This window comes from Specibacter sp. NPDC078692 (assembly GCF_040686835.1).
In the GTDB taxonomy this organism is placed as follows: Bacteria; Actinomycetota; Actinomycetes; order Actinomycetales; family Micrococcaceae; genus Specibacter.
In genome coordinates, this window is record NZ_JBFBLV010000025.1 from 19,542 (window position 1) to 38,464 (window position 18,923).

Genomic DNA, 18,923 nt, shown 5'->3' on the forward strand with positions numbered 1-18,923 from the left:
GCCCGCCGTCGTGCGTGGAAAATGTCCACAGATTGAGCCGGAGCTTCATCTTCTTCGTGACTTTGGGAGCACTGGCTAAGATGGAAGTAGCCATGCGGGAGCTGGCCTGTTTCCAGACTCTTAGTACCGTTCAGCCCAGAGGAGCTTTTTATGCCCATCGCAACACCGGACAAGTATGCCGAAATGATCGACCGCGCCAAGGCTGGCGGATTCGCCTACCCCGCGGTCAACGTGACTTCCTCACAGACCCTGAACGCAACCCTGCAGGGTTTCGCCGACGCCGGAACTGACGGCATTATCCAGGTTTCCACCGGTGGCGGTGCCTACTGGTCCGGCGCCGGCGTCAAGGACATGGTTGCCGGCTCCCTGGGCTTCGCAGCATTCGCCCGCGAAGTTGCCAAGAACTACCCGATCAACGTGGCCCTGCACACCGACCACTGCCCGAAGGACAAGCTCGACGGCTTCGTACTGCCGTTGCTGGCTGCCTCCGAGGCTGAGGTCAAGGCTGGCCGCGACCCGATCTTCAACTCCCACATGTGGGACGGCTCGGCCGAAACCCTCGAGGAAAACCTGCGCATCGGCCGCGAACTGCTGGCCCGCACGCACGCGGCAAAGATGATCCTTGAAGTTGAGATCGGTGCTGTTGGCGGCGAAGAAGACGGCGTCGAAAACGCCATCAACGACAAGCTGTACTCCACCATCGAAGACGGCCTGGCAACGGTTGCAGCACTGGGCTCAGGCGAGCACGGCCGCTACATCACCGCGCTGACCTTCGGCAACGTGCACGGCATCTACAAGGCCGGCAACGTCAAGCTGCGCCCGGAGATCCTCAAGGAAATCCAGTCTGCCGTTGGTGCCAAGATCGGCAAGGAAAACCCGTTCGACCTCGTGTTCCACGGCGGCTCCGGCTCCTCCGAGAAGGAAATTGCCGACGCTGTCTCCTACGGTGTCATCAAGATGAACATCGACACCGACACCCAGTACGCCTACACGCGCCCTGTGGTTGACCACATGTTCACCAACTACAACGGTGTCCTGAAGGTCGACGGCGACGTTGGCAACAAGAAGACCTACGACCCCCGCGTCTGGGGCGCCTCGGCCGAAAAGGGCCTGGCGGCACGCGTTGTTGAGGCTGCCCAGCAGCTCGGCTCCGCCGGCACCACGTTCAAATAACATGAGCGACGAATTCCGCAAGAACCTCCTCGGCCCGGAGCCCACACTGCTCCCGGCCGAGGAGGATGTCCAGGCCCGCCTGGACGCCGGGGACGAGGCCGTTGATTTGGCTGCTTCGCACCCGACGTCGTCGCTGCTGTGGGCCATTTTGGCTGACGAAGCATACGCCGAAGGCCGCACCATCGAGTCCTACGCCTACGCGCGCACCGGCTACCACCGCGGCTTGGATTCGCTCCGCCGCAACGGCTGGCGCGGCACCGGTCCGGTCCCGTATGAGCATGAGGGAAACCGCGGATTCCTGCGCGCACTCTACGCTCTGGGCCGTGCCGCAGGCGCTATCGGCGAGTCCGATGAAGCTGCACGCATCACCACGTTCCTGAACGATTCCGACCCGTTGGCAACTGCCGCGATCGAAGCCGCGCTGTAGCTCTCTGCTGGGGCCCGTTGTTTCCGCGGGCCCCAGCTAAAAAATGAAGCCGATCCCGCTTTCTTGAACTCGCCATGGCGAGTTCAAGAAAGCGGGATCGGCTTCATTTTTGCGTTCCGGGTGATTTCGGTTGCGTTCTGCGCCGGAAATTAGTCCCAGATGTTGTCTCCGCGCAGCGTTGCGTCAACACCACCGTCGATGTAGATGGTCTGACCCGTGGTGTGTGTGTTCTCTTCGCTGGTCAGCCAAGCAAGCAAGCGTGCCAGCACAATGGACTCCGAGTGGTAATTCAACGGCATCGGCATGTTGTCATCAACCAGCTTCCGGCCCTCTTCCGTGGAGAGGAGCTTCTCGGTCATCGGCGAAATAACCGTTCCCGGGGCCACCGCGTTGAGCGGGATGCCGGCTCCGGCCCAGCGCTCGGTGATGGATTCGCGGCGAATCCAACGGCTCAGCGCACGCTTACTGGAAGGGTAATTCAAGTAACCGGCGGGGCCCTGCGCGGCAAGTGCTGCACCAAGTTCCAAGGCTTTGGCTTCATCGCCGGCCAACAGGGCATCAACGAGTTCCGGCGAGGTGGTCTGCAGGGAAGCTGCGGAACTTACGACGGCGGCACGCGGCGCCGGGCTCTTGGCCAGGAATGGTGCCAGGTGGTCTAGAAATTCGGTGACGCCAAAGTAGTTCACGCTGACCGTGAGTGGGATGGGAGCTGAGATGCCGGCGCAGGCGATGACGGCGTCGATCTTGCCCTCAGCCACCTCGATAACGTTCTCGGCTGCTGCTTTGCGGCCTGCTGGCGTGCTCAGATCGGCTTCAATTTCAGCGCCTTTCAGGTCCACGCCGATCACGGTCTCGCCGCGCTCACGCAATAGCTGCGTAGTGGCCAAACCAATGCCGGAGCCGGCGCCAGTAACGATGTAGGTACGGGATGTTGTTGCAGTCATTATTTTTGCTCCATCGAAGACTCTGGCGCTGTAGCGTCCAGGTGGTCTTGGTTGTTTCTGAGGTGGCTGGAAAGTGTGGCCGTGGACTGGTCAAGTTTGCTCAGCAGGCGCACCAGATCGTGGCGGTCTTGTTCGTCCCAGCCGGTCAGTAAATCCTCAACCAATGCATCGCCGGCCTCTATAAAGGAGGCCGCCACTTTGCGTCCTGCGAGTGTCAGAGTGACCAGGCTGGCGCGGGCATCGGCCGGATCTGGTATGCGTTTTACGATCCCGGCAGCGGTGAGCCGGGCCAGTATCTTGCTGACATTGGAAGCTCCGGTCACCATTTTCTGAGCCAATTTTGAGGGTCGCAGGGGCCCGCCATTGGAGAGGAAAGTGATGAAGGTGATGGCGCCTGGATCCAGATCCAAGCCTTCTCGGGCTACCACTGAGGTGAGGAAATCGGGTGCGCTCCATTGGGCAATGACGCGAGTCAGGGACGTCATGAGCGCATTGCTATACGGCTTCACGGGCGGGTCTTGCTCGGTGCCGTGCAGTGTCATCGTTGCGCTCCTGAAGGTAGTGTTTGCACGTCAACTTACTGTCCTCAAGACAGTATACTCGTGTTCTGCTGCGAAGTCTGTACCTTGCGCGCGGCGAAAGCCGCACACTGAATCGTCCGCTATGACAAATGAGTTGTGCGTGAGGGTGCAGACGCAGCCTAGCTCGCGTCCGTGGTGCCGGGGTTTAGCTGGCGGATTAGTTCCGGATCATGCTCAACTTCCACAGCTCGGGACCGTCCTCGAGGAACTCCACCGCGAATTTGCCCGGGGAGCGCTGTTCCAATTGCGTCAGCAGCGGCAATGGTTTGTGATTGGCGATCAGCAAGATCCCTTTCCCGGCGGCGAGCCCTTCCAGCGCACCGAAGATGGTGGAGTGGCGGATGGCGTGTGGGATGACTCGGGTATCAAGTTCAGCAAGGCCGGGTTCGTCGTGCCCACCGCAGGCGCAACCGCCCGACGCTGGAGCCTGGCTCTGACCCACAGTCCCGGCTTCTGTGGTGCTGCGCGTGGGCAGGGAGTCGGCAAGTGAAACGGCCGCGTTTCGGGCAAGTTCCGGCAGGATGAGCTCGGTTGCTTCAGCGATGAAGGCTGTTGCGGCCTCTAGGAGTCGGCCGCCAGCGAGGACCATTTGGAGAGGAAGTTCCTGGACTTCCAGTGCTTTCGTGGTGGCGCTGACACGCTCATTGTGTCCGGCGGCGACCGTGGCAAGAAGGTTCACGGACGGTGATGGGGTTGCCCCAGCAAAGGCTCCGGCCAGTGCAGCGGCCATCGGAACGAGCTGCTGCTCGGCAAAGTCAACCAGAGCGCCCTGATCCGCCTGTGCCAGTTCGTGGCCTGCCGGATTACCGGCAGCGGCCACCAAGTTATTGCAGAGGGTGCCTAGTGTTCCGGCGGCTTCTGCCAGACGGGTACGGGCCTCTTCAAGGGAAGCCGCTTCTGCGGATGTAGAGGCAAGAACAAGATTATTCACGGAGAAACCTTTCAAAGTGCCACGATCTCGATGGGAATGGAGATTCTGCGATTATATTACTACACTTAATCCCGTGGAAAATAAATCTGTCACAGAACGTCCGCTTGGTCCTAAAGCAGGGCGGGCCGAAGCTGTCGCGCCCATCTCTAAAGCCCGCGCAGCCATTCTTGAGCGGTTGCGCCAGACGGATGGCTCGCTGAGTGTTGAGCAGTTGGCGGCGCAAACCGGCCAGCATGCCAACACTGTTAGGGAACATCTAGAGGCCCTGGCCGGCGACGGGTATGCCACCAAAACTGCTGCGCCCAAAGAAGGCCGGGGTAGGCCTGCTTGGTTGTACACGGCCGCGGACATGACTGCCGGTCCCGTGGGATACGCCGCACTTGCCGCGGCCTTAGCTAACCACCTCGCCGCAAACAGCGCCAGCCCCGCCGCAGAGGGTGAGAATGCCGGTCGCAGTTGGGCCAGAGCGCTGGGTGCTGGCTCGAGCGGCGAACGCTCCGGTACCGAACGCTCCGGTACCGAACGCTCAGGTACTGAACGCTCAGGCAAGACGGCGCGCCGGCGCGTGGCTACAGCGCTTGGTCAGGCCGGATTTGGTGTCCAAGGAAACCGGGACGCCACCGAACTGACACTTACCACCTGCCCCATTGTGGAGGCAGCTAGGGAAAATCCCGATGTGGTGTGTGCAGTCCATCTAGGTCTGGCGAAGGAACTGCTCTCTGGCAGTGGCCTCCCAGAGCAAGACGTGAAACTGCTTCCCTTTGCCGGACCAGGATTCTGTACACTGCACCTGCCTGTCAGCGGCACCTCATGACTGGCGTGACGCCAGCACCAAAGCCAGCACAAAAGCCCGCCCCGAACCGCAAAAGCCCGCAGAAACACAAAACAAAACTTCTGCGCAAACCAGCGTTCCGCATGCTGTTCATGCTGCCTGCCGGTGCGGCACTATTGGTGGGATTAAATGCAGGGCTGCAGCTGCTGGGCGCGGACGCACCGCTGAAGGTTGAGCGCTTCCCCCAAGTTCACGGCATGCTGTTGGTCCTTAGTTTTGTGGGCACGGTCATCGCGCTGGAACGCTCCGTGGCACTCAATAAGGCGTGGGGATACGCCTCGCCAGCACTCCTGGGAATCGCCGGGTTGCTGCTCATCTCTCCTGTGGATCTCTGGGTCGGCAAAAGCGTCATGCTCGCCGGTACCATCGCCATGACACTGGTCTACATTCCCCTCTGGCGCCGCCAGTACGACAACGTGGTCCTCATTCAAATCCTCGGGGCTGTCAGTGCCATCGCCGCGGCAGCGCTGTGGATCCGCATCCCCAGCATCCCCGTTCTGCTCCCATTCCTAATCACCTTTGTGGTGCTGACCATCGCGGGGGAGCGTCTGGAGCTGGCCCGGATCGGCATCAGCAGCCCCAAAGCAGAACCACTCCTGCTGGCAGCCAGCTTCACACTGCTCGCAGCCACGGCCGCCACACTGCTGTGGCCTGCCATGGGCTACCCGCTCTTCGGAGTGACGCTGCTGAGCACAGTGGGCTGGCTCGTGGCCTACGACGCCGCCCGCAAAACCATCCGGTCCCAAGGCCTCCCGCGCTACATTGCCGCGTGCCTGCTGGCGGGCTATGGCTGGTTGGCGATTGCCGGCGTCGTACTGGCCATCCAGGATGGGCCGTTGACCGGGGCCGCCTACGACGTCGCGATCCATGCGGTTTTCCTGGGCTTCACCATCTCCATGATCATGGCGCACGCCCCCGTCATTCTGCCCGCCGTGCTGCGCAAACCGCTGCCTTACACCCCGGGGTTCTGGCTGCCAGCCGGGCTGCTGCACCTTTCGCTGGCCATCAGGCTAGGAATGGGCGACGGCGCGGGGAACCATGGCGCGTGGGTTACCGGCGGTGTGCTGAACGTAATTTCCATCTTGCTGTTTGCCGTCATGGCCATCTGGCAGGCCAGCCATGCCACTAAGGAAACAGCGTGAAAATCGGCTCCGCACCCGCCAGCGCATCCAAACCCACCATGGACAGGTCCCGCTGGCATCTGCGCGCCAACGCTCCGGCCGTGGTCTGGCTCGTGGCCCTGGTGGTTGTGGTGTTGTTTCATCGCAACATCCCGGTTTCAGGGTGGCTCATGGTGCACTTGTTACTGCTCGGGGCGGCCACGAATTCGATCCTCGTGTGGAGCTGGCATTTCGCCCAGGCGCTCTTGCGCGGGCCCACGCCGAACAACCGCGCCATGGCGGCCCGGCTCATTGGCCTGAACGTCGCAGTGGTGTTGGTGGTCGTCTCGATGGTGGCCAATGTGTGGCTGTTGACGCTTATTGGCAGCATCGGGGTCGGCCTCGCGGTGGCGTTGCACGCTGTGGCGTTGGGTCGCCGCGCTCGCACGGCGCTGCCGTCGCGGTTCGGCCCCACTGTCTGGTTCTACGTGGCGGCTTGCCTGCTGCTTCCCGTGGGTGCTGGGGTGGGTGCCGCACTCGCCGCAGGCCCAGCGGGGGAGCTGCATGTACGCCTCCTTCTGGCGCACATGAGCGTGAACGTACTGGGGTTTGTGGGCCTGGCCGTGTTGGGCACGCTGATGACCCTGCTACCCACCATGCTGCGCACCCGAGTGGCCGACGGCGCCGAAACTGTTGCCCGCCACGGTGCAATCCCGCTGCTAGCCGGGGTGCTGCTGATCGCCGCAGGTGCTGGTGCCGGTGCGGTGTTCCTCTGCGCACTGGGCCTGCTCATTTACCTGGGCGGCGTGGTGTACATCTGCGTGCCGCTCGCCAAAGTAGTCCGATCCAAACCGCCCACAACCTTCGCCCCACTCTCGGCGCTCGCCGCCCTCATCTGGCTCCTCGTAGGTCTTGTGTGGCTGCTGGTCTTGACGCTGAGCAGCGACGGGTGGGACAGCCTGCACCGCGGCATCGAGACAGTGGTCCCGGTGTTTGCCGCCGGATTCGTGGCCCAAGTGCTCGGTGCTGCGCTGACCTATCTGCTACCCGTGGTCCTCGGCGGTGGCCCCACAGCCCTCAAGCACAGGACCGCTGCTCTGGAGAAGGCGGGCTGGTTCCGGGTAACGCTAAGCAACGTTGTCCTGCTGGTCTCGCTGCTACCGCTACCCAGCATTGTGCGCGTGGGGACCACCTTCCTGGTCCTGGTTGGCCTGGCCTGGTTCCTGCCATTGCTGGGTATTGCCCTGTTCCGGAAGGCTCCCGTGAAGAACGACGGCGTCTCCCGCCCTGCCGCTGGGACTGGCCCTGCCGCTGGGGCCGCGGCGGTGGCTGGGTATGACCCGGCCCCGCGCCGGCGGTGGGGGCAGGCGGCGGCCGCGCTGACCGCCGTCGTGCTGGTCATGGTGGCAGGGGTTATGGCCGATCCGTCGGTGCTCAAGGTCGTGGATCAGGCGGGGGCGGGCACTGCGGTGGTGGCCACGGGCGAGACCACCACGGTGGAGATGTCCATGAAAAACATGCGCTTCCACCCCGACAAGGTGGAGGTCCCGGCCGGCAACACCTTGGTCATCAATCTGGTCAATGAGGACACCATGATGCACGATCTCGTCACGGAACTGGGTGCGGATTCAGGGCGACTGTATCCGGGTGAGAAAGCCACGGTTGAGGTCGGCGTGATCGGCGCTGATGTTGCCGCCTGGTGCAGCGTTGTTGGCCACCGGCAGCAGGGGATGGTGCTGAGCATTGTGGCTGTTGGCGCGCCCCCTGCAGCCGGCACCGCCCCAACTGCCGGCACCGATACCGGCACCGATGCGGGCATGGCCGGCATGGATCACGGCTCCGCCACGGAAGGACCCGCCGCCACTTTTGACTTCATGAAGGAGCCCGCCGAGGGGTTCACCGCGCACAGTGCAGTGCTACCTCCGGCGCCCAGCGGAACAACGCATGAAATCACCATGAAAGTCACGGAGGAGGAACGCGAAGTGGCGCCCGGCGTGAGCCAAAAGCTGTGGCTGTTCAATGGCACTGCGCCCGGTCCGGTGCTGCGCGGCAAGGTGGGCGATACCTTCAAGATCACGCTGGTCAACGATGGCTCACTAGGTCACTCGATCGACTTCCACGCCGGAGCACTCGCACCCGACCAGCCCATGCGCACTATCAATCCGGGGGAGTCGCTGACGTATAACTTCACGGCCACGCGCGCCGGGATCTGGATGTACCACTGCTCCACCATGCCCATGAGTCAGCACATCGCCAACGGCATGTTCGGCGCCGTCATCATCGACCCGCCCGGCTTGCCAAAGGTGGGCAAGGAATATGTTCTGGTCCAGTCCGAGATCTATGCCGGTGCCCAGGGCGGAGTCGCGGACCTGGCCAAGATTCAGGCCGAGAAGCCGGACGCCGTGGTGTTCAATGGCTACGCCAACCAGTACAAGTTCAGGCCGCTGCCTGCCAAAGTTGGTGAGCGGGTGCGGATTTGGGTGCTCGACGCCGGACCCAACCGGGCGTCGTCGTTCCATGTGATCGGCGGCCAATTCGACACCACCTGGAGCGAGGGGCGGTACCTGCTGGACGGCTCCGATCCCACGGCGGGCGCCCAAGTGTTGCCGCTGGCACCTGCACAGGGCGGCTTCGTGGAACTGGAATTTCCGGAAGCAGGCAACTATTCGTTCGTTTCACACAGCATGGTCGACGCCGAACGCGGCGCCGCGGGATTGTTCCACATCGAAAAGTAGCCGCCGTTTGTCCATTGGAGGGCGTCAATGTGCGCCGGCACCGGCGGTGCAGTAAACTTGGGGGGTAAGACCCCCTTGGCCGTTCGCCTTCCTGCAGAACTTGCAGGATCTGGCACGTGGTTCCCAAGGGGCATTTTCGTGCCCGGACGCTGTACAGCGGAACAACCGCTGAACTATGTAGCGCCCGGCTCAACTTATGAGCAAGGGGGAGGGTCCCATGCCAGCAATCGTAATCGTCGGCGCCCAGTGGGGTGACGAAGGAAAAGGCAAGGCCACAGATCTTTTGGGTGGTTTGGTCGACTACGTAGTGAAGCCCAACGGCGGCAACAATGCCGGGCACACAGTGGTTGTAGGTGGCGAGAAGTATGAGCTCAAGCTCCTTCCCGCCGGCATTCTGAGCCCCAACGCAACACCCATCATTGGCAACGGCTGCGTGGTGAACCTTGAAGCGTTGTTTGAAGAAATTGAGGGTCTGGAGGCCCGCGGCGCGGACACGTCCAAGCTGCGTATTTCCGCCAATGCACACCTGGTAGCTCCGTACCACCAGGTGTTGGACAAGGTCACCGAGCGTTTCCTTGGCAAGCGCGCCATCGGCACCACCGGCCGCGGCATTGGCCCGGCGTACATGGACAAGGTGGCCCGTCTGGGTATCCGCGTCCAGGACCTCTTCGATGAGTCCATCCTGCGCCAGAAGGTCGAGGGTTCGCTCAAGCAGAAGAACGAACTTCTGGTGAAGGTTTACAACCGTCGTGACGTTGAAGTGGACGAGGTGGTGGAGTACTTCCTGAGCTTCGCCGACCGCGTTCGCCCCATGGTCATCGATGCAACCTTTGTGTTGAACGAGGCCCTAGATCGCGGCGAAGTAGTGCTCATGGAAGGCGGTCAGGCAACGTTCTTGGACGTGGACCACGGCACCTACCCGTTCGTTACTTCCTCCAACCCGACCGCTGGCGGCGCCTCGGTAGGTTCAGGCATTGGCCCCACCCGCATCACCCGCTCGGTGGGCATCATCAAGGCCTACACCACGCGAGTTGGCGCTGGCCCGTTCCCGACGGAACTCTTCGATGACATGGGCATCTACCTCCAGACCACCGGTGGCGAATTCGGTGTCAACACCGGCCGTCCGCGCCGCTGTGGCTGGTACGACGCCGTCCTGGCCCGCCACGCTTCCCGCGTCAACGGCTTCACGGATTACTTCGTCACCAAACTGGATGTGCTCACCAACATCGAGTCCATCCCGGTCTGTGTCGCCTATGACGTGGACGGTGTGCGCCATGACGAAATGCCCATGACGCAGACTGAATTCCACCACGCCAAGCCCATTTTCGAGTACTTCCCGGGCTGGACCGAGGACATCACCACGGCCCGCACCATGGAGGACCTGCCTGAGAACGCGCGTAATTATGTGCTGGCTCTGGAAGGCATGTCGGGCACCCGGATCTCCGCTATCGGCGTGGGCCCGGACCGCGACCAGACGATCGTGCGCCACGATCTAATTAACGACTAGCGCTCACGCGGTCTCGGCCTACTGTCGGGGAAGCACAAGGAGGGACGACGGCGGAACTTAGCTTCCGGCGTCGTCCTTCCCTTTTGTTGGGGTGCTTGAGGATATTCTCGCAGGGGATCGACGGGCTAGGCTGGATGCACAAGTAATCAAGCGGAAGGACCCCCTGACATGAAGGTTAGCGTAGGACAATTCAACCCTGGCGCAGATGTCGTCGAGAACCTGGCCACGATGCGCAGGCTTTCCGTCGATGCGGCGCAGGAGGGCAGCAAGCTCATCCTGTTCCCGGAGGAAGCCATGTTTTCCGTAGGCCGGATCAAGGGCGATTTTGCTGCAGCCGTGGACGCGCACTGGACCACGTTTGTGCAGGGCCTGTCCATGATGGCCGCCGAGGTGGGGATCGGCGTGATTGCCGGCGGCTATGAATCCAGCGGTGAGGCCCGCCCGTACAACACGCTGGTGGCGGTTGACGATAGTGGCGAAATTCTGGGCACCTACCGGAAACTGCACCTCTACGACGCCTTCTCCTATCAGGAATCGACCCGGATCAAGCCCGGCGACAGGGGCGTCACCGTGGTGGAAATTGGCGGGTTCAAGGTTGGCATCATGACCTGCTACGACATCCGCTTCCCCGAGTTGGCCCGCACGTTGGCCGTCTCAGGCGTGGACCTGCTCTGCGTTTCGGCCGCCTGGTTCAAGGGCGAGCACAAGATCGATCATTGGGAGACCTTACTCAAGGCACGGGCCATTGAAAACACCTGCTGGGTTATGGCTGCTGGCACCTCTAGCGATCACTGCATTGGGCACTCGGCCATTCTTGACCCCATGGGTATCGCCATTGATTTCCTCAATGACGAGGCGGAGGGTGTAGCCACCGCAGACGTCACCCATCGGCGCATTGAGGAAGTTCGCGAATTTCTGCCGGTGCTTCGTAATCGGCGTTTCGAAAGCAGCACCACGGTGGTTCCTGCAGGCTAGAAAGATTCCCGTTGACGGGGCAACCGGCGGTGATTAGTGTCAAGACTATAAGCAGGCAGGATAGTCAGAGCAGGCTCTAAGGGCTGAATAGCCGGTAGGAGGACATCATGAACGACACCAGGATTTGGTCCGTGTTGGAGGGTCTGTACCCGGTTGCCCTGGAGGACGTACCGCTGGACGGGCAATGGCTTAAGCCACCCTTTGCTGATGATCCCAGCGGCCGGGCCATCGTGTGCAACGACGGAGATTTCCAGTTCGTTGTGGTAGATAGGAAAAGCGGATCTGTGTTGTATGTCTGCGAAGATGAAGAGACTCTGATGGCCTCTTCGCTGGAGACCCTGCCCGCCATTGTTGCTGCGTGGGGAGCTATTGACCGTGACACGGTTGGTCCTGAAGACGATGAAGACTTCTCCGCCGTGAGAAAGTCCTTTCAGGAGCAATTACAGGGGATCGACCCTGCTGCCGCCGCTGCCAATGAATTTTGGGCGCTGTACACCGAGGAACTCACCAGCGAAGACTATGTGGACCTTGACGAGGACAACGCCGAAGAAGAGGAAGAGCAAAACGAGTCCGACTCTGGAGACAACGACAGGCCAAGCGCCAACGAATCATTCGTCGACGCCTGACCTGAGGGTGCGGTTGGTGCAGGCTCTCTAATGCCGTTCGCTTAGCACTTAGGACCAGCGTTGAACGGCCCATTTCTCGGCCAAGCCCAGCAAGGCATCCGTAGCCTTGCCGAGGACTGCCAACAGCACAATAGCCAGCAACAATCTGTCAGTACGGCCGTTATTTTGTGAATCGGTCAACAAGAATCCCAGCCCCATGGACGAAGCGATCAGCTCTGCCGCCACCAGGAACAGCCACGCTTGGGCTAGTGCCAGCCGGAGTCCGGAGAAGATGGACGGGACCACGGCCGGCAGCTGCACCGTGGTCAACAGCTTCAAGCCCTTGAGCCCGAATGCCCGTGCGGCCTCGACTAGGTTCTTATCCACATGGCGCAACGCCAGAGACACGGTGGTGAATATTGGGAAGAACGCACCAATAATAATCAGCGTGACCTTGGAGTCCTCACCAATCTTCATCCAGAGGATCAACAGCGGCACCCATGCCAAGGACGGTACGGCCCTGAGCGCGCCGATGGTGGGCCCCAGCAGAACCTCGGAGACCTTTGAAAGCCCCACAAGAGCTCCCAAAGAGACACCCAGCACGGCTCCGATCAGGAAGCCAAGGAGGACTCGCTGCGTGGAGATGGCAATGTGGCCGAACAGCTCATTGCGGGCAATGAGTTCTGTCCCGGCCTCCAATACTGATCGTGGCGAGGGTAGCTGGACCGGAGAGAAAATACCTGCCGCGGTACTGAGCTGCCAGGCGAGCAAAATGATGACCGGAAGAATGAGGCCCAAGCCCAACTTGACCCAGCCGCCAGCACCGCGAAGGATCCGGGGTGTTGGTGTTGGAGCGCCGGGCTTCAGCGTGGTGACGCCGACGGCGGTGAAACCTTCAACAGAAGTTGGCAGCACAGCGTTGCCTGTTGCCCCGGGGTTGCCTAGGTGGCTCATGCGGATTCCTTGATTGAATCAGGATTTGCCTTCAGCGCGAAGGAATCATCCAGCAGGGTCTCCAGAGCGGTGTCCACTTCGGCCTGCGTCTTGACGTCGCCGAGCTCAACAAAGGTGGGCCCAATCTTGGCCAAGACGGCGCGCTGCTTCTCGCCCGGAACTCCGGAGACATCCAGGTTGCTGCGCTCGAGAATCACGGTGGTGGCAACTGCTGGCTTCAGACCAGCGGCATCTGCCAGGATCTGAGCCGTTTCCTCAGGATTGGCCGCAGCCCAGATACGAGCCTTTTCATAAGCGTCCACCACGGTCTGTGCCAACTCGGGCTTGTCCTTGAGGAATGATTCGGTGGCGTTGAGGAATCCGTAGGTGTTGAAATCAAGGTTCCGGTAGAAGAGGGTGGCGCCTTCCTGCTCGGCTGTGGCCATGATGGGATCCAGACCAGACCACGCGTCTACTGAACCGTTCGCCAGAGCTGCTCTTCCGTCAGCGTGCTGGAGGTTCTCCACCGTCACGTCCTTGGTGCTCAGGCCGGCTTCTTCCAGGGCCTGGACTAGGAAGAAGTAGGGGTCGGTGCCCTTGGTCGCCGCCACGGACTTGCCCTTGAGATCAGCAACTTTGGTAATACCGGAGTCCTTGTTAGTGACTAGGGCCGCCCACTCAGGCTGGGAGTAGAGCGAGATTGTCTTGATGGGGGAGCGGTTGGCGCGTGCCAACAGCGCCGCGGAGCCTGCCGTGGAACCAACGTCGATGGCGCCAGCACGCAGTGCCTCATTGGCCTTGTTGGAACCAGCCGATTGCAACCACTTCACGGTGACGTTTTTCTCGGCCAGAGTTGCCTCCAGCCAGCCCTTCTCCTTGATAATCAGGCTGAGCGGGTTGTAGGTGGCGAAGTCGATGTTGAGTGTATCGGAGCCGCCCACCTTGCCAGCAGCGTCGGTGGCTGCATTCTCACCGGTGCAGCCGGCAAGGGCCAAAGCGGAAACGGCGGCTGTGAATCCGAGGAATGAGCGTCGGTTGAAAAGAGCTGAATTAGACATGGTGGTCCTTAAAATGGGTGTGCTGAAGAGTGAAAGAGAGAAAGTAAAAAGTAGCGGCTAGTGGCCGTCGACGCCGAGGCTGGTAAGCAGTGAGCTGCGCAGCCCGGCCAGTTCTGTTGATGCCCGGTCGCGGGGGCGTGTGCCGGGCACGTCCACGGTGCGCACAATGGTGCAACCGGGCTGGTCCGTGCCGTCGGAGCCCAACAGGATGATCCGGTCCGCGAGCTGCAATGCCTCATCTACGTCGTGAGTGACCAACAGAACCGTGGTCGGTTCTGCCGAATGGATATCCAGCAGCAGGTCCTGCATGGTGATTCTAGTCAGGGCATCCAGCGCGCCAAAGGGCTCGTCAAGCAATAGAACTCCAGGGTTGCGAGCCAAGGCGCGGGCCAAGGATGCGCGCTGGGCCATGCCGCCGGAGATTTCCCGCGGCCGGTGCCCGGCGAAGGCGGATAGACCCACCAGTTCCAACAGATTTTCCACCACGAGGCGGCTGCGGGCGGAGTCGGCTCCGGCAGGAACCCCGATCGCCACGTTGCTGGCGATCGACTTCCAGGGCAGGAGCCGAGGTTCCTGGAAGGCTACGGCACAGCGTGAATCAATGCCGGTTACGGCTGTTCCATCAATGCTCACGGAGCCGCTGCTGGGAGCGTCGAGTCCGGCAACGGCACGCAGGAGGGTGGATTTTCCGCAGCCAGAAGGTCCCAGTAGGGCTACGATTTCCCCGGCCTGAATGTCAAAGGAAACATCACGGAGCACGGTGTGGGTGCCGGCCTTGGAACTGAAAGACCTGCCAAGCCCATGAAAGGAAACCGGCATGGCCGCAGTGCCCTGGGGATCAGAAACTATTGTTGGTGGCGCCACTGGTTCGGCAGACACCGAGGGCGAAAGTAAAGCAGACATCACAACACTCCATCGTTCCTGGCGGTAGCACCCTGCCGGCGATGACTCCTTCTACAAAGGTGTCAACCAGGGTTGCTGCGGCGTCAATGAGCCAGATCTCTCGGCCGCTCGGGATGGTCATCTCAAGACTAGGACGTAGTGGTGTGCGGCAGAAATCGGCAAGCGGGTGGAGTTCGCGAAGCGTAACAATCGGTGGGAGGACTAGGCTCGTAACATGGCACACCTCAATGACCCGCAGCTCATCCGCCGGCTCTTGACCACACCCGGTCGCTGGGCTGTTGTGGGCTTGTCCGGTAATCCGCTGCGACCTGCCGTCGGTGTTTCCTTGTACCTCCAGCAGCACCTGGGCCAGGAGATCATCCCGGTGAGTTTGAAAGGCGATGACGTCCATGGTGCCAAGGGGTACAAAGCCTTGGCCGAGGTCCCCGGAACCATCGACGTGGTGGACTGTTTTGTAAATTCCACCCGGGTGGGTGATGTTGTAGACCAGGCCATCGCGGTGGGTGCCAAGGCTGTCTGGCTCCAGCTGGGCGTTATTGACGAGGACGCGGCCCAACGTGCACAAGCTGCAGGACTGGACGTGGTGATGAATACCTGTCCCAAGATTGAAGCCGCAAAACTCGGGTTGTAAGCGGCGCAGGCTGTGCTGAACGACGATCTTCAGAAATAAGGAAAGCTGCCATGCCCCGCCATCTTGACCTTTCACCCAGCCGTGGCCGTTGGGTGGCTTTTTCGGTGTTGCTCCTAGCGATTGCACTCGTGGCCACCGGCCTGTGGTGGGTCAACACCAACAGTTCAGCGCTGCCGGGCCCAGTAACTGCGCCAGCTACTACCGCGCCGCCCATAAGTACCCCCGTCGCAAGCAACCCGGTCACAAAAACTCCTCCCGAGAGAGCCACTGCCTCGAGTACCCCCGCGGCGACTGGCACTGCCTCGAGTACGCAAGCTCCGGCGTCGGAAGTCCCCAGCGCTCAGCCAGCGACTAACCCGGCCACCGGGAGGGTAGACACCCTTGAAGGGCTGGTGCCGGACTATGTGCTGCCGCCCATCGTCGACGGGATGGCGCCGGTGCTGACCAAGGTGCCTACCGAGCAAAAGGTGGTGTTCGTGACGATCGACGACGGCGCCGTGAAGCGGGACTCGGACCTGGCGCTGCTGGAGCAGCACGGGATCAAGGCCTCGTTGTTTCTGGCTCACAATTTTATCGCCGGAAGTTCAGATTTCTACAGGAAATACACTGCGGCCGGACACCTCATTGAAAACCACACCATGACCCATAATCTGGGATTTATTCAGCTCAGCTACGAGCAGCAAAAGGCCGAAATTTGCGGCATGGCTGACTTCGAAGAACAGCAGTTCGGGCGCCGGCCGGTCTTCTTCCGACCGCCGGGTGGCCCATACACCATGGCCACCCGGCGGGCTGTTGCGGAGTGCGGCATGAAGGCCATTGTGGATTGGGAAAGCAAGGCAAATGCAGGGGGAATGGACTACCAAGTGGGCGCGGGGCTGCGACCTGGGGACATTGTGCTCATGCATTTTAGGAAGGAATTCCCGGAAAACCTCGCGGCCTTCCTCAAAGCGCAAAAAGCAGCCCGACTCAAAGTGGTGCTGCTCGAAGATTATCTGGCCACCCCGTAGCATCACGTAGAAAATAGAAGGAGCTTAAGCCGGTGGAAAACGAAGATCGCACCCGGGACGCCACCGAAGTTCACACGGAGCCGAGGGCGCTGGCCCAGCTACCGGTGGTGCTCGCGCTGGCCGACGCCGGAAAACTACGGGTCAGTGCTGCCACACGGAAACCCACGGCTGCCACCATGCGGTTGTTGGAGACTGTGCTGCCCGGCGGGGAATTTTATGCCAACGAACCCATCTCCGGTTTTGCCTGGCCGTTACTGCTGCAGGCCGGTGGACTGGCAGACGGTCCCAGAATGGCATTGACGTCGCGTGGCTGCACGGCACTATCCAAGGACCCTGCATTGGTTTTGAAGGGACTTTGGGAACGGTGGTTGAAGGCGGGGATCATCGATGAGTTCAGCCGAATAGAAGCCATCAAGGGCCAGCGCTCCGCCAACGTCTTGAGTGCCTTGAAACCTCGGCGGCAGCTGGCAGCCGAGGGACTGCGGCTATTGACCGAGGATTCATGGACGCCAGTGGACGCATTGTTTGCAAAAATGCAGGCGTTGGGCATGGACCCGAAAATTGAACGCACAGAAATGCGATTGTGGAAGCTTTACATCGAGGACCCGCAGTACGGCAGTCTGGGGTACGAAGGCTACAGCGACTGGTCTTTGTTGCAGGGGCGGTACGTGCTGGTGCTGCTTTTCGAGTACGCGGCAACGCTTGGTCTGGTGGATGTGCGTTACGTTCCGCCCGAGGGTGCGCGCAGCGACTACACAAACCAGTGGGGTGGGGAATGGTTGGGCCGGCTCAGCCGCTATGACGGCTTGCAGGAAGTGCGTCTGACCCCACTCGGCCGCTTATGTCTGGCCTGACGCCTGGTTGCGCCGGTACGGTGTGCGCCGGTACGGCGGGGCACACATACTGCCGGTAGCCTTGAATCCATGACGAAGACCGTGTACTACACCGCATCAACGTTGAACGGCTTCTTGGCAGATGAAAACCATTCCTTGGATTGGCTCTTTGCCGTGGATAATTCCGGCGGCCCCGACATTGCCGCCTTCATGGAGACGGCGGGTGTTTTTGTGGAGGGCTCTGCCACCTATGAGTGGGTACTCAAGGCCGAAAATCTCCTAGCGGAGCCAAGCAAATGGCAGCAGTTCTACGGCAGCAAACCCACCTACGTGTTCACCTCGCGTAGTCTTCCCCTGCCCGACGGTGCCGACGTCCGCTTCGTCAGTGGTTCCGTGCCGGAGGTCTTGGAGGAGATTAGGGCGGCAGCCGGCGAGCTGGATATTTGGGTGGTAGGCGGCGGAGATGTGGCCGGCCAGTTCCTGGATTGCGAGGCGCTGGATGAACTGGTTATCACCTTCGCCCCGGCAGCGCTGACAAGCGGGGCACCACTGTTGCCGCGCAATGTGGGAGCCGAACGGCTGAAACTACGCAGCGCCGAGCAGCACGGCGAATTTGCTGTGCTGAGCTATTGTGTGCTCAAGGATGAGGCACCGAAGGGTGAGGCACTGGCGTCAGAAATCGGGTTGCCGTGAGTATCGCCGCTACGGTTCTGCGTGCCGCGGCACTGGCCATGACAGGCGCCTATGAGGATTTCCCCTTCGGGCCCGAAATCAGCGTTTTCAAGGTCAAAGCGCCTAGCAGCGGCGGGACTGTGCGGGTGGGCAAAGTATTTGCGCTGGGCGATCTGGAAGCCGAGCCACTAAAAATCAGCTTCAAGTGTGATCCCGAGCTGGCCCCGGCACTGCGCCAAGCCAACCCTGGAATCACCGCCGGATATCACTTGAACAAGCAGCACTGGAATACCGTGGATACCTCTGCGGTGGAGGAACAAATGGTGCTGGAAATGATGGAAGATTCCTACGATCTTGTGGTGGCTGGGCTGCCCAAGAATCAGCAACAAGCATTGGAGTGGAGCGCATATGTCGCCAAAAGCTAGTCGTGGCGCCTTAGATTACCCGTTTCTGGGTCTGACCAGGCTGGCTGCCCAGAAAACCGCCGAGACGATCGAATGGCCCAAAGGTTTTGACCATGTGGATAAAACACTTGCCGTCGGAGCAGGTCAGGAAGCGTTTGATGCGCTGGCCGAGGGCATTATGAGCTGGGAAATCCAGCGCCGAGCCGGCCTCCAGGTCAAAGCCCCGCCGCGGGCCGTAGTGGGAGCTCATGTAGTGAGCGGTTTTGGCGTGGGCAATCTGCGTCTGCCGGTGCCGTGCGAGGTCGTCTGGGCCCTGGAGCCTGCGTTAATGCCCGGCCCCGACGGGAAGGAACTGCAGATGGCGGGCTTTGGTTACGGCACACTCCCTGGCCACCCTGCCCTAGGTGAGGAAGCGTTCATCGCCATGATGAAGCCCGACGGCGGCGTGTACTTCAGGCTGCTGGCCTTCAGTAAACCTGCGGGTCTGATCTATGCCTTGGGTGCTCCGGTCACCAAGCTCACCCAGGCCGGTGTGACCCGCTCCTACCAGCAGGCAGCACGCACGCTTACGGGCGGTTTTTAGTCACTTTCCTTCCGCCGTTCCAGGGTGCTCAGCTCATACGAAAAGACTGTGTCCGGCGCAAGGGACGCGCCGGACACAGTCTTCTTAGT

General features: G+C 61.2%; 20 protein-coding genes and 1 riboswitch. Of the genes, 14 read left to right on the top strand and 6 right to left on the bottom strand.

Going from position 1 to position 18,923, the window contains the following annotated elements:
• The first annotated feature begins 150 nt into the window (after positions 1–150).
• Positions 151–1,173, top strand: a complete 1,023-nt coding sequence (gene fbaA / locus AB0O97_RS15460) for a class II fructose-bisphosphate aldolase (protein ID WP_363883842.1) — start codon at positions 151–153, stop codon at positions 1,171–1,173.
• Between the two features lies 1 nt (position 1,174).
• Positions 1,175–1,600 carry a DUF3151 domain-containing protein gene (locus tag AB0O97_RS15465; RefSeq protein ID WP_363883843.1) on the top strand — a complete coding sequence of 142 codons (426 nt, stop codon included), beginning with the start codon at positions 1,175–1,177 and terminating at the stop codon, positions 1,598–1,600.
• A 149-nt stretch (positions 1,601–1,749) separates the two neighbouring features.
• Here the strand turns inward: AB0O97_RS15465 and AB0O97_RS15470 are convergent, their stop codons facing one another.
• From AB0O97_RS15470 to AB0O97_RS15480, 3 genes are all read right to left on the bottom strand, one after another.
• Positions 1,750–2,544 carry an SDR family oxidoreductase gene (locus AB0O97_RS15470; RefSeq protein ID WP_363883844.1) on the bottom strand — a complete coding sequence of 265 codons (795 nt, stop codon included), beginning with the start codon at positions 2,542–2,544 and terminating at the stop codon, positions 1,750–1,752.
• Positions 2,544–3,086: a MarR family winged helix-turn-helix transcriptional regulator gene (locus tag AB0O97_RS15475; RefSeq protein WP_363883846.1), complete on the bottom strand. Its 543-nt coding sequence runs from the start codon at positions 3,084–3,086 to the stop codon at positions 2,544–2,546. The genes AB0O97_RS15470 and AB0O97_RS15475 overlap by 1 nt, the downstream gene beginning before the upstream one ends.
• Positions 3,087–3,282: 196 nt before the next feature.
• Complete coding sequence (locus AB0O97_RS15480) at positions 3,283–4,056, bottom strand: DUF2249 domain-containing protein (protein ID WP_363883848.1); 774 nt, start codon at positions 4,054–4,056, stop codon at positions 3,283–3,285.
• Positions 4,057–4,129: 73 nt separating this feature from the next.
• Between AB0O97_RS15480 and AB0O97_RS15485 the strand changes: the two genes are divergently transcribed.
• The 6 genes from AB0O97_RS15485 to AB0O97_RS15510 all read left to right on the top strand — a co-directional run bounded on the left by AB0O97_RS15485 (position 4,130) and on the right by AB0O97_RS15510 (position 11,831).
• Entirely contained in the window at positions 4,130–4,870 is a 741-nt protein-coding gene (locus AB0O97_RS15485; RefSeq protein ID WP_363842585.1) for a helix-turn-helix domain-containing protein, read from the top strand.
• 5 nt (positions 4,871–4,875) lie between these two features.
• Positions 4,876–6,030: a hypothetical protein gene (locus AB0O97_RS15490; protein ID WP_363883850.1), complete on the top strand. Its 1,155-nt coding sequence runs from the start codon at positions 4,876–4,878 to the stop codon at positions 6,028–6,030.
• Entirely contained in the window at positions 6,027–8,723 is a 2,697-nt protein-coding gene (locus tag AB0O97_RS15495; RefSeq protein ID WP_363883852.1) for a multicopper oxidase domain-containing protein, read from the top strand. Before AB0O97_RS15490 ends, AB0O97_RS15495 begins: the two co-directional genes overlap by 4 nt.
• Positions 8,724–8,940: 217 nt before the next feature.
• Complete coding sequence (locus tag AB0O97_RS15500; RefSeq protein ID WP_363883853.1) at positions 8,941–10,230, top strand: adenylosuccinate synthase; 1,290 nt, start codon at positions 8,941–8,943, stop codon at positions 10,228–10,230.
• A 168-nt stretch (positions 10,231–10,398) separates the two neighbouring features.
• Positions 10,399–11,205, top strand: a complete 807-nt coding sequence (locus tag AB0O97_RS15505; protein ID WP_363842597.1) for a carbon-nitrogen hydrolase family protein — start codon at positions 10,399–10,401, stop codon at positions 11,203–11,205.
• Between the two features lie 107 nt (positions 11,206–11,312).
• Positions 11,313–11,831 carry an SUKH-4 family immunity protein gene (locus AB0O97_RS15510; RefSeq protein ID WP_363842600.1) on the top strand — a complete coding sequence of 173 codons (519 nt, stop codon included), beginning with the start codon at positions 11,313–11,315 and terminating at the stop codon, positions 11,829–11,831.
• 48 nt (positions 11,832–11,879) lie between these two features.
• On the opposite strand, the gene AB0O97_RS15515 is transcribed toward AB0O97_RS15510, so the two are convergent.
• The 3 genes from AB0O97_RS15515 to AB0O97_RS15525 are packed head-to-tail and all read right to left on the bottom strand — an operon-like array spanning position 11,880 to position 14,620.
• A complete protein-coding gene (locus AB0O97_RS15515) occupies positions 11,880–12,764 on the bottom strand; it encodes an ABC transporter permease (RefSeq protein WP_363883855.1) in 885 nt (294 codons plus the stop codon).
• Positions 12,761–13,801, bottom strand: coding sequence for an aliphatic sulfonate ABC transporter substrate-binding protein (locus AB0O97_RS15520; RefSeq protein WP_363883856.1), 1,041 nt, complete (start codon positions 13,799–13,801; stop codon positions 12,761–12,763). The genes AB0O97_RS15515 and AB0O97_RS15520 overlap by 4 nt, the downstream gene beginning before the upstream one ends.
• A gap of 57 nt (positions 13,802–13,858) precedes the next feature.
• The gene (locus tag AB0O97_RS15525) at positions 13,859–14,620 is read right to left on the bottom strand and encodes an ABC transporter ATP-binding protein (protein ID WP_363842912.1); all 762 of its coding nucleotides are present in this window, start codon (positions 14,618–14,620) and stop codon (positions 13,859–13,861) included.
• A gap of 90 nt (positions 14,621–14,710) precedes the next feature.
• A riboswitch (SAM riboswitch) is annotated at positions 14,711–14,824 on the bottom strand.
• A 94-nt stretch (positions 14,825–14,918) separates the two neighbouring features.
• Here AB0O97_RS15525 and AB0O97_RS15530 point away from each other — a divergent pair.
• The 6 genes from AB0O97_RS15530 (at position 14,919) to AB0O97_RS15555 (ending at position 18,834) form a co-directional block, all read left to right on the top strand.
• Positions 14,919–15,335, top strand: coding sequence for a CoA-binding protein (locus AB0O97_RS15530; protein ID WP_363883858.1), 417 nt, complete (start codon positions 14,919–14,921; stop codon positions 15,333–15,335).
• Between the two features lie 50 nt (positions 15,336–15,385).
• A complete protein-coding gene (locus AB0O97_RS15535) occupies positions 15,386–16,342 on the top strand; it encodes a polysaccharide deacetylase family protein (protein ID WP_363883859.1) in 957 nt (318 codons plus the stop codon).
• Positions 16,343–16,374: 32 nt separating this feature from the next.
• Positions 16,375–17,196, top strand: coding sequence for a hypothetical protein (locus tag AB0O97_RS15540; RefSeq protein WP_363883861.1), 822 nt, complete (start codon positions 16,375–16,377; stop codon positions 17,194–17,196).
• A 69-nt stretch (positions 17,197–17,265) separates the two neighbouring features.
• Positions 17,266–17,868, top strand: coding sequence for a dihydrofolate reductase family protein (locus tag AB0O97_RS15545; RefSeq protein ID WP_363842618.1), 603 nt, complete (start codon positions 17,266–17,268; stop codon positions 17,866–17,868).
• Positions 17,865–18,272 (top strand): MmcQ/YjbR family DNA-binding protein, encoded by a 408-nt coding sequence (locus AB0O97_RS15550; RefSeq protein WP_363842621.1) that lies wholly within the window; start codon positions 17,865–17,867, stop codon positions 18,270–18,272. Before AB0O97_RS15545 ends, AB0O97_RS15550 begins: the two co-directional genes overlap by 4 nt.
• The gene (locus tag AB0O97_RS15555) at positions 18,256–18,834 is read left to right on the top strand and encodes a DUF1990 domain-containing protein (RefSeq protein WP_363842624.1); all 579 of its coding nucleotides are present in this window, start codon (positions 18,256–18,258) and stop codon (positions 18,832–18,834) included. Before AB0O97_RS15550 ends, AB0O97_RS15555 begins: the two co-directional genes overlap by 17 nt.
• Positions 18,835–18,923: the final 89 nt, after the last annotated feature.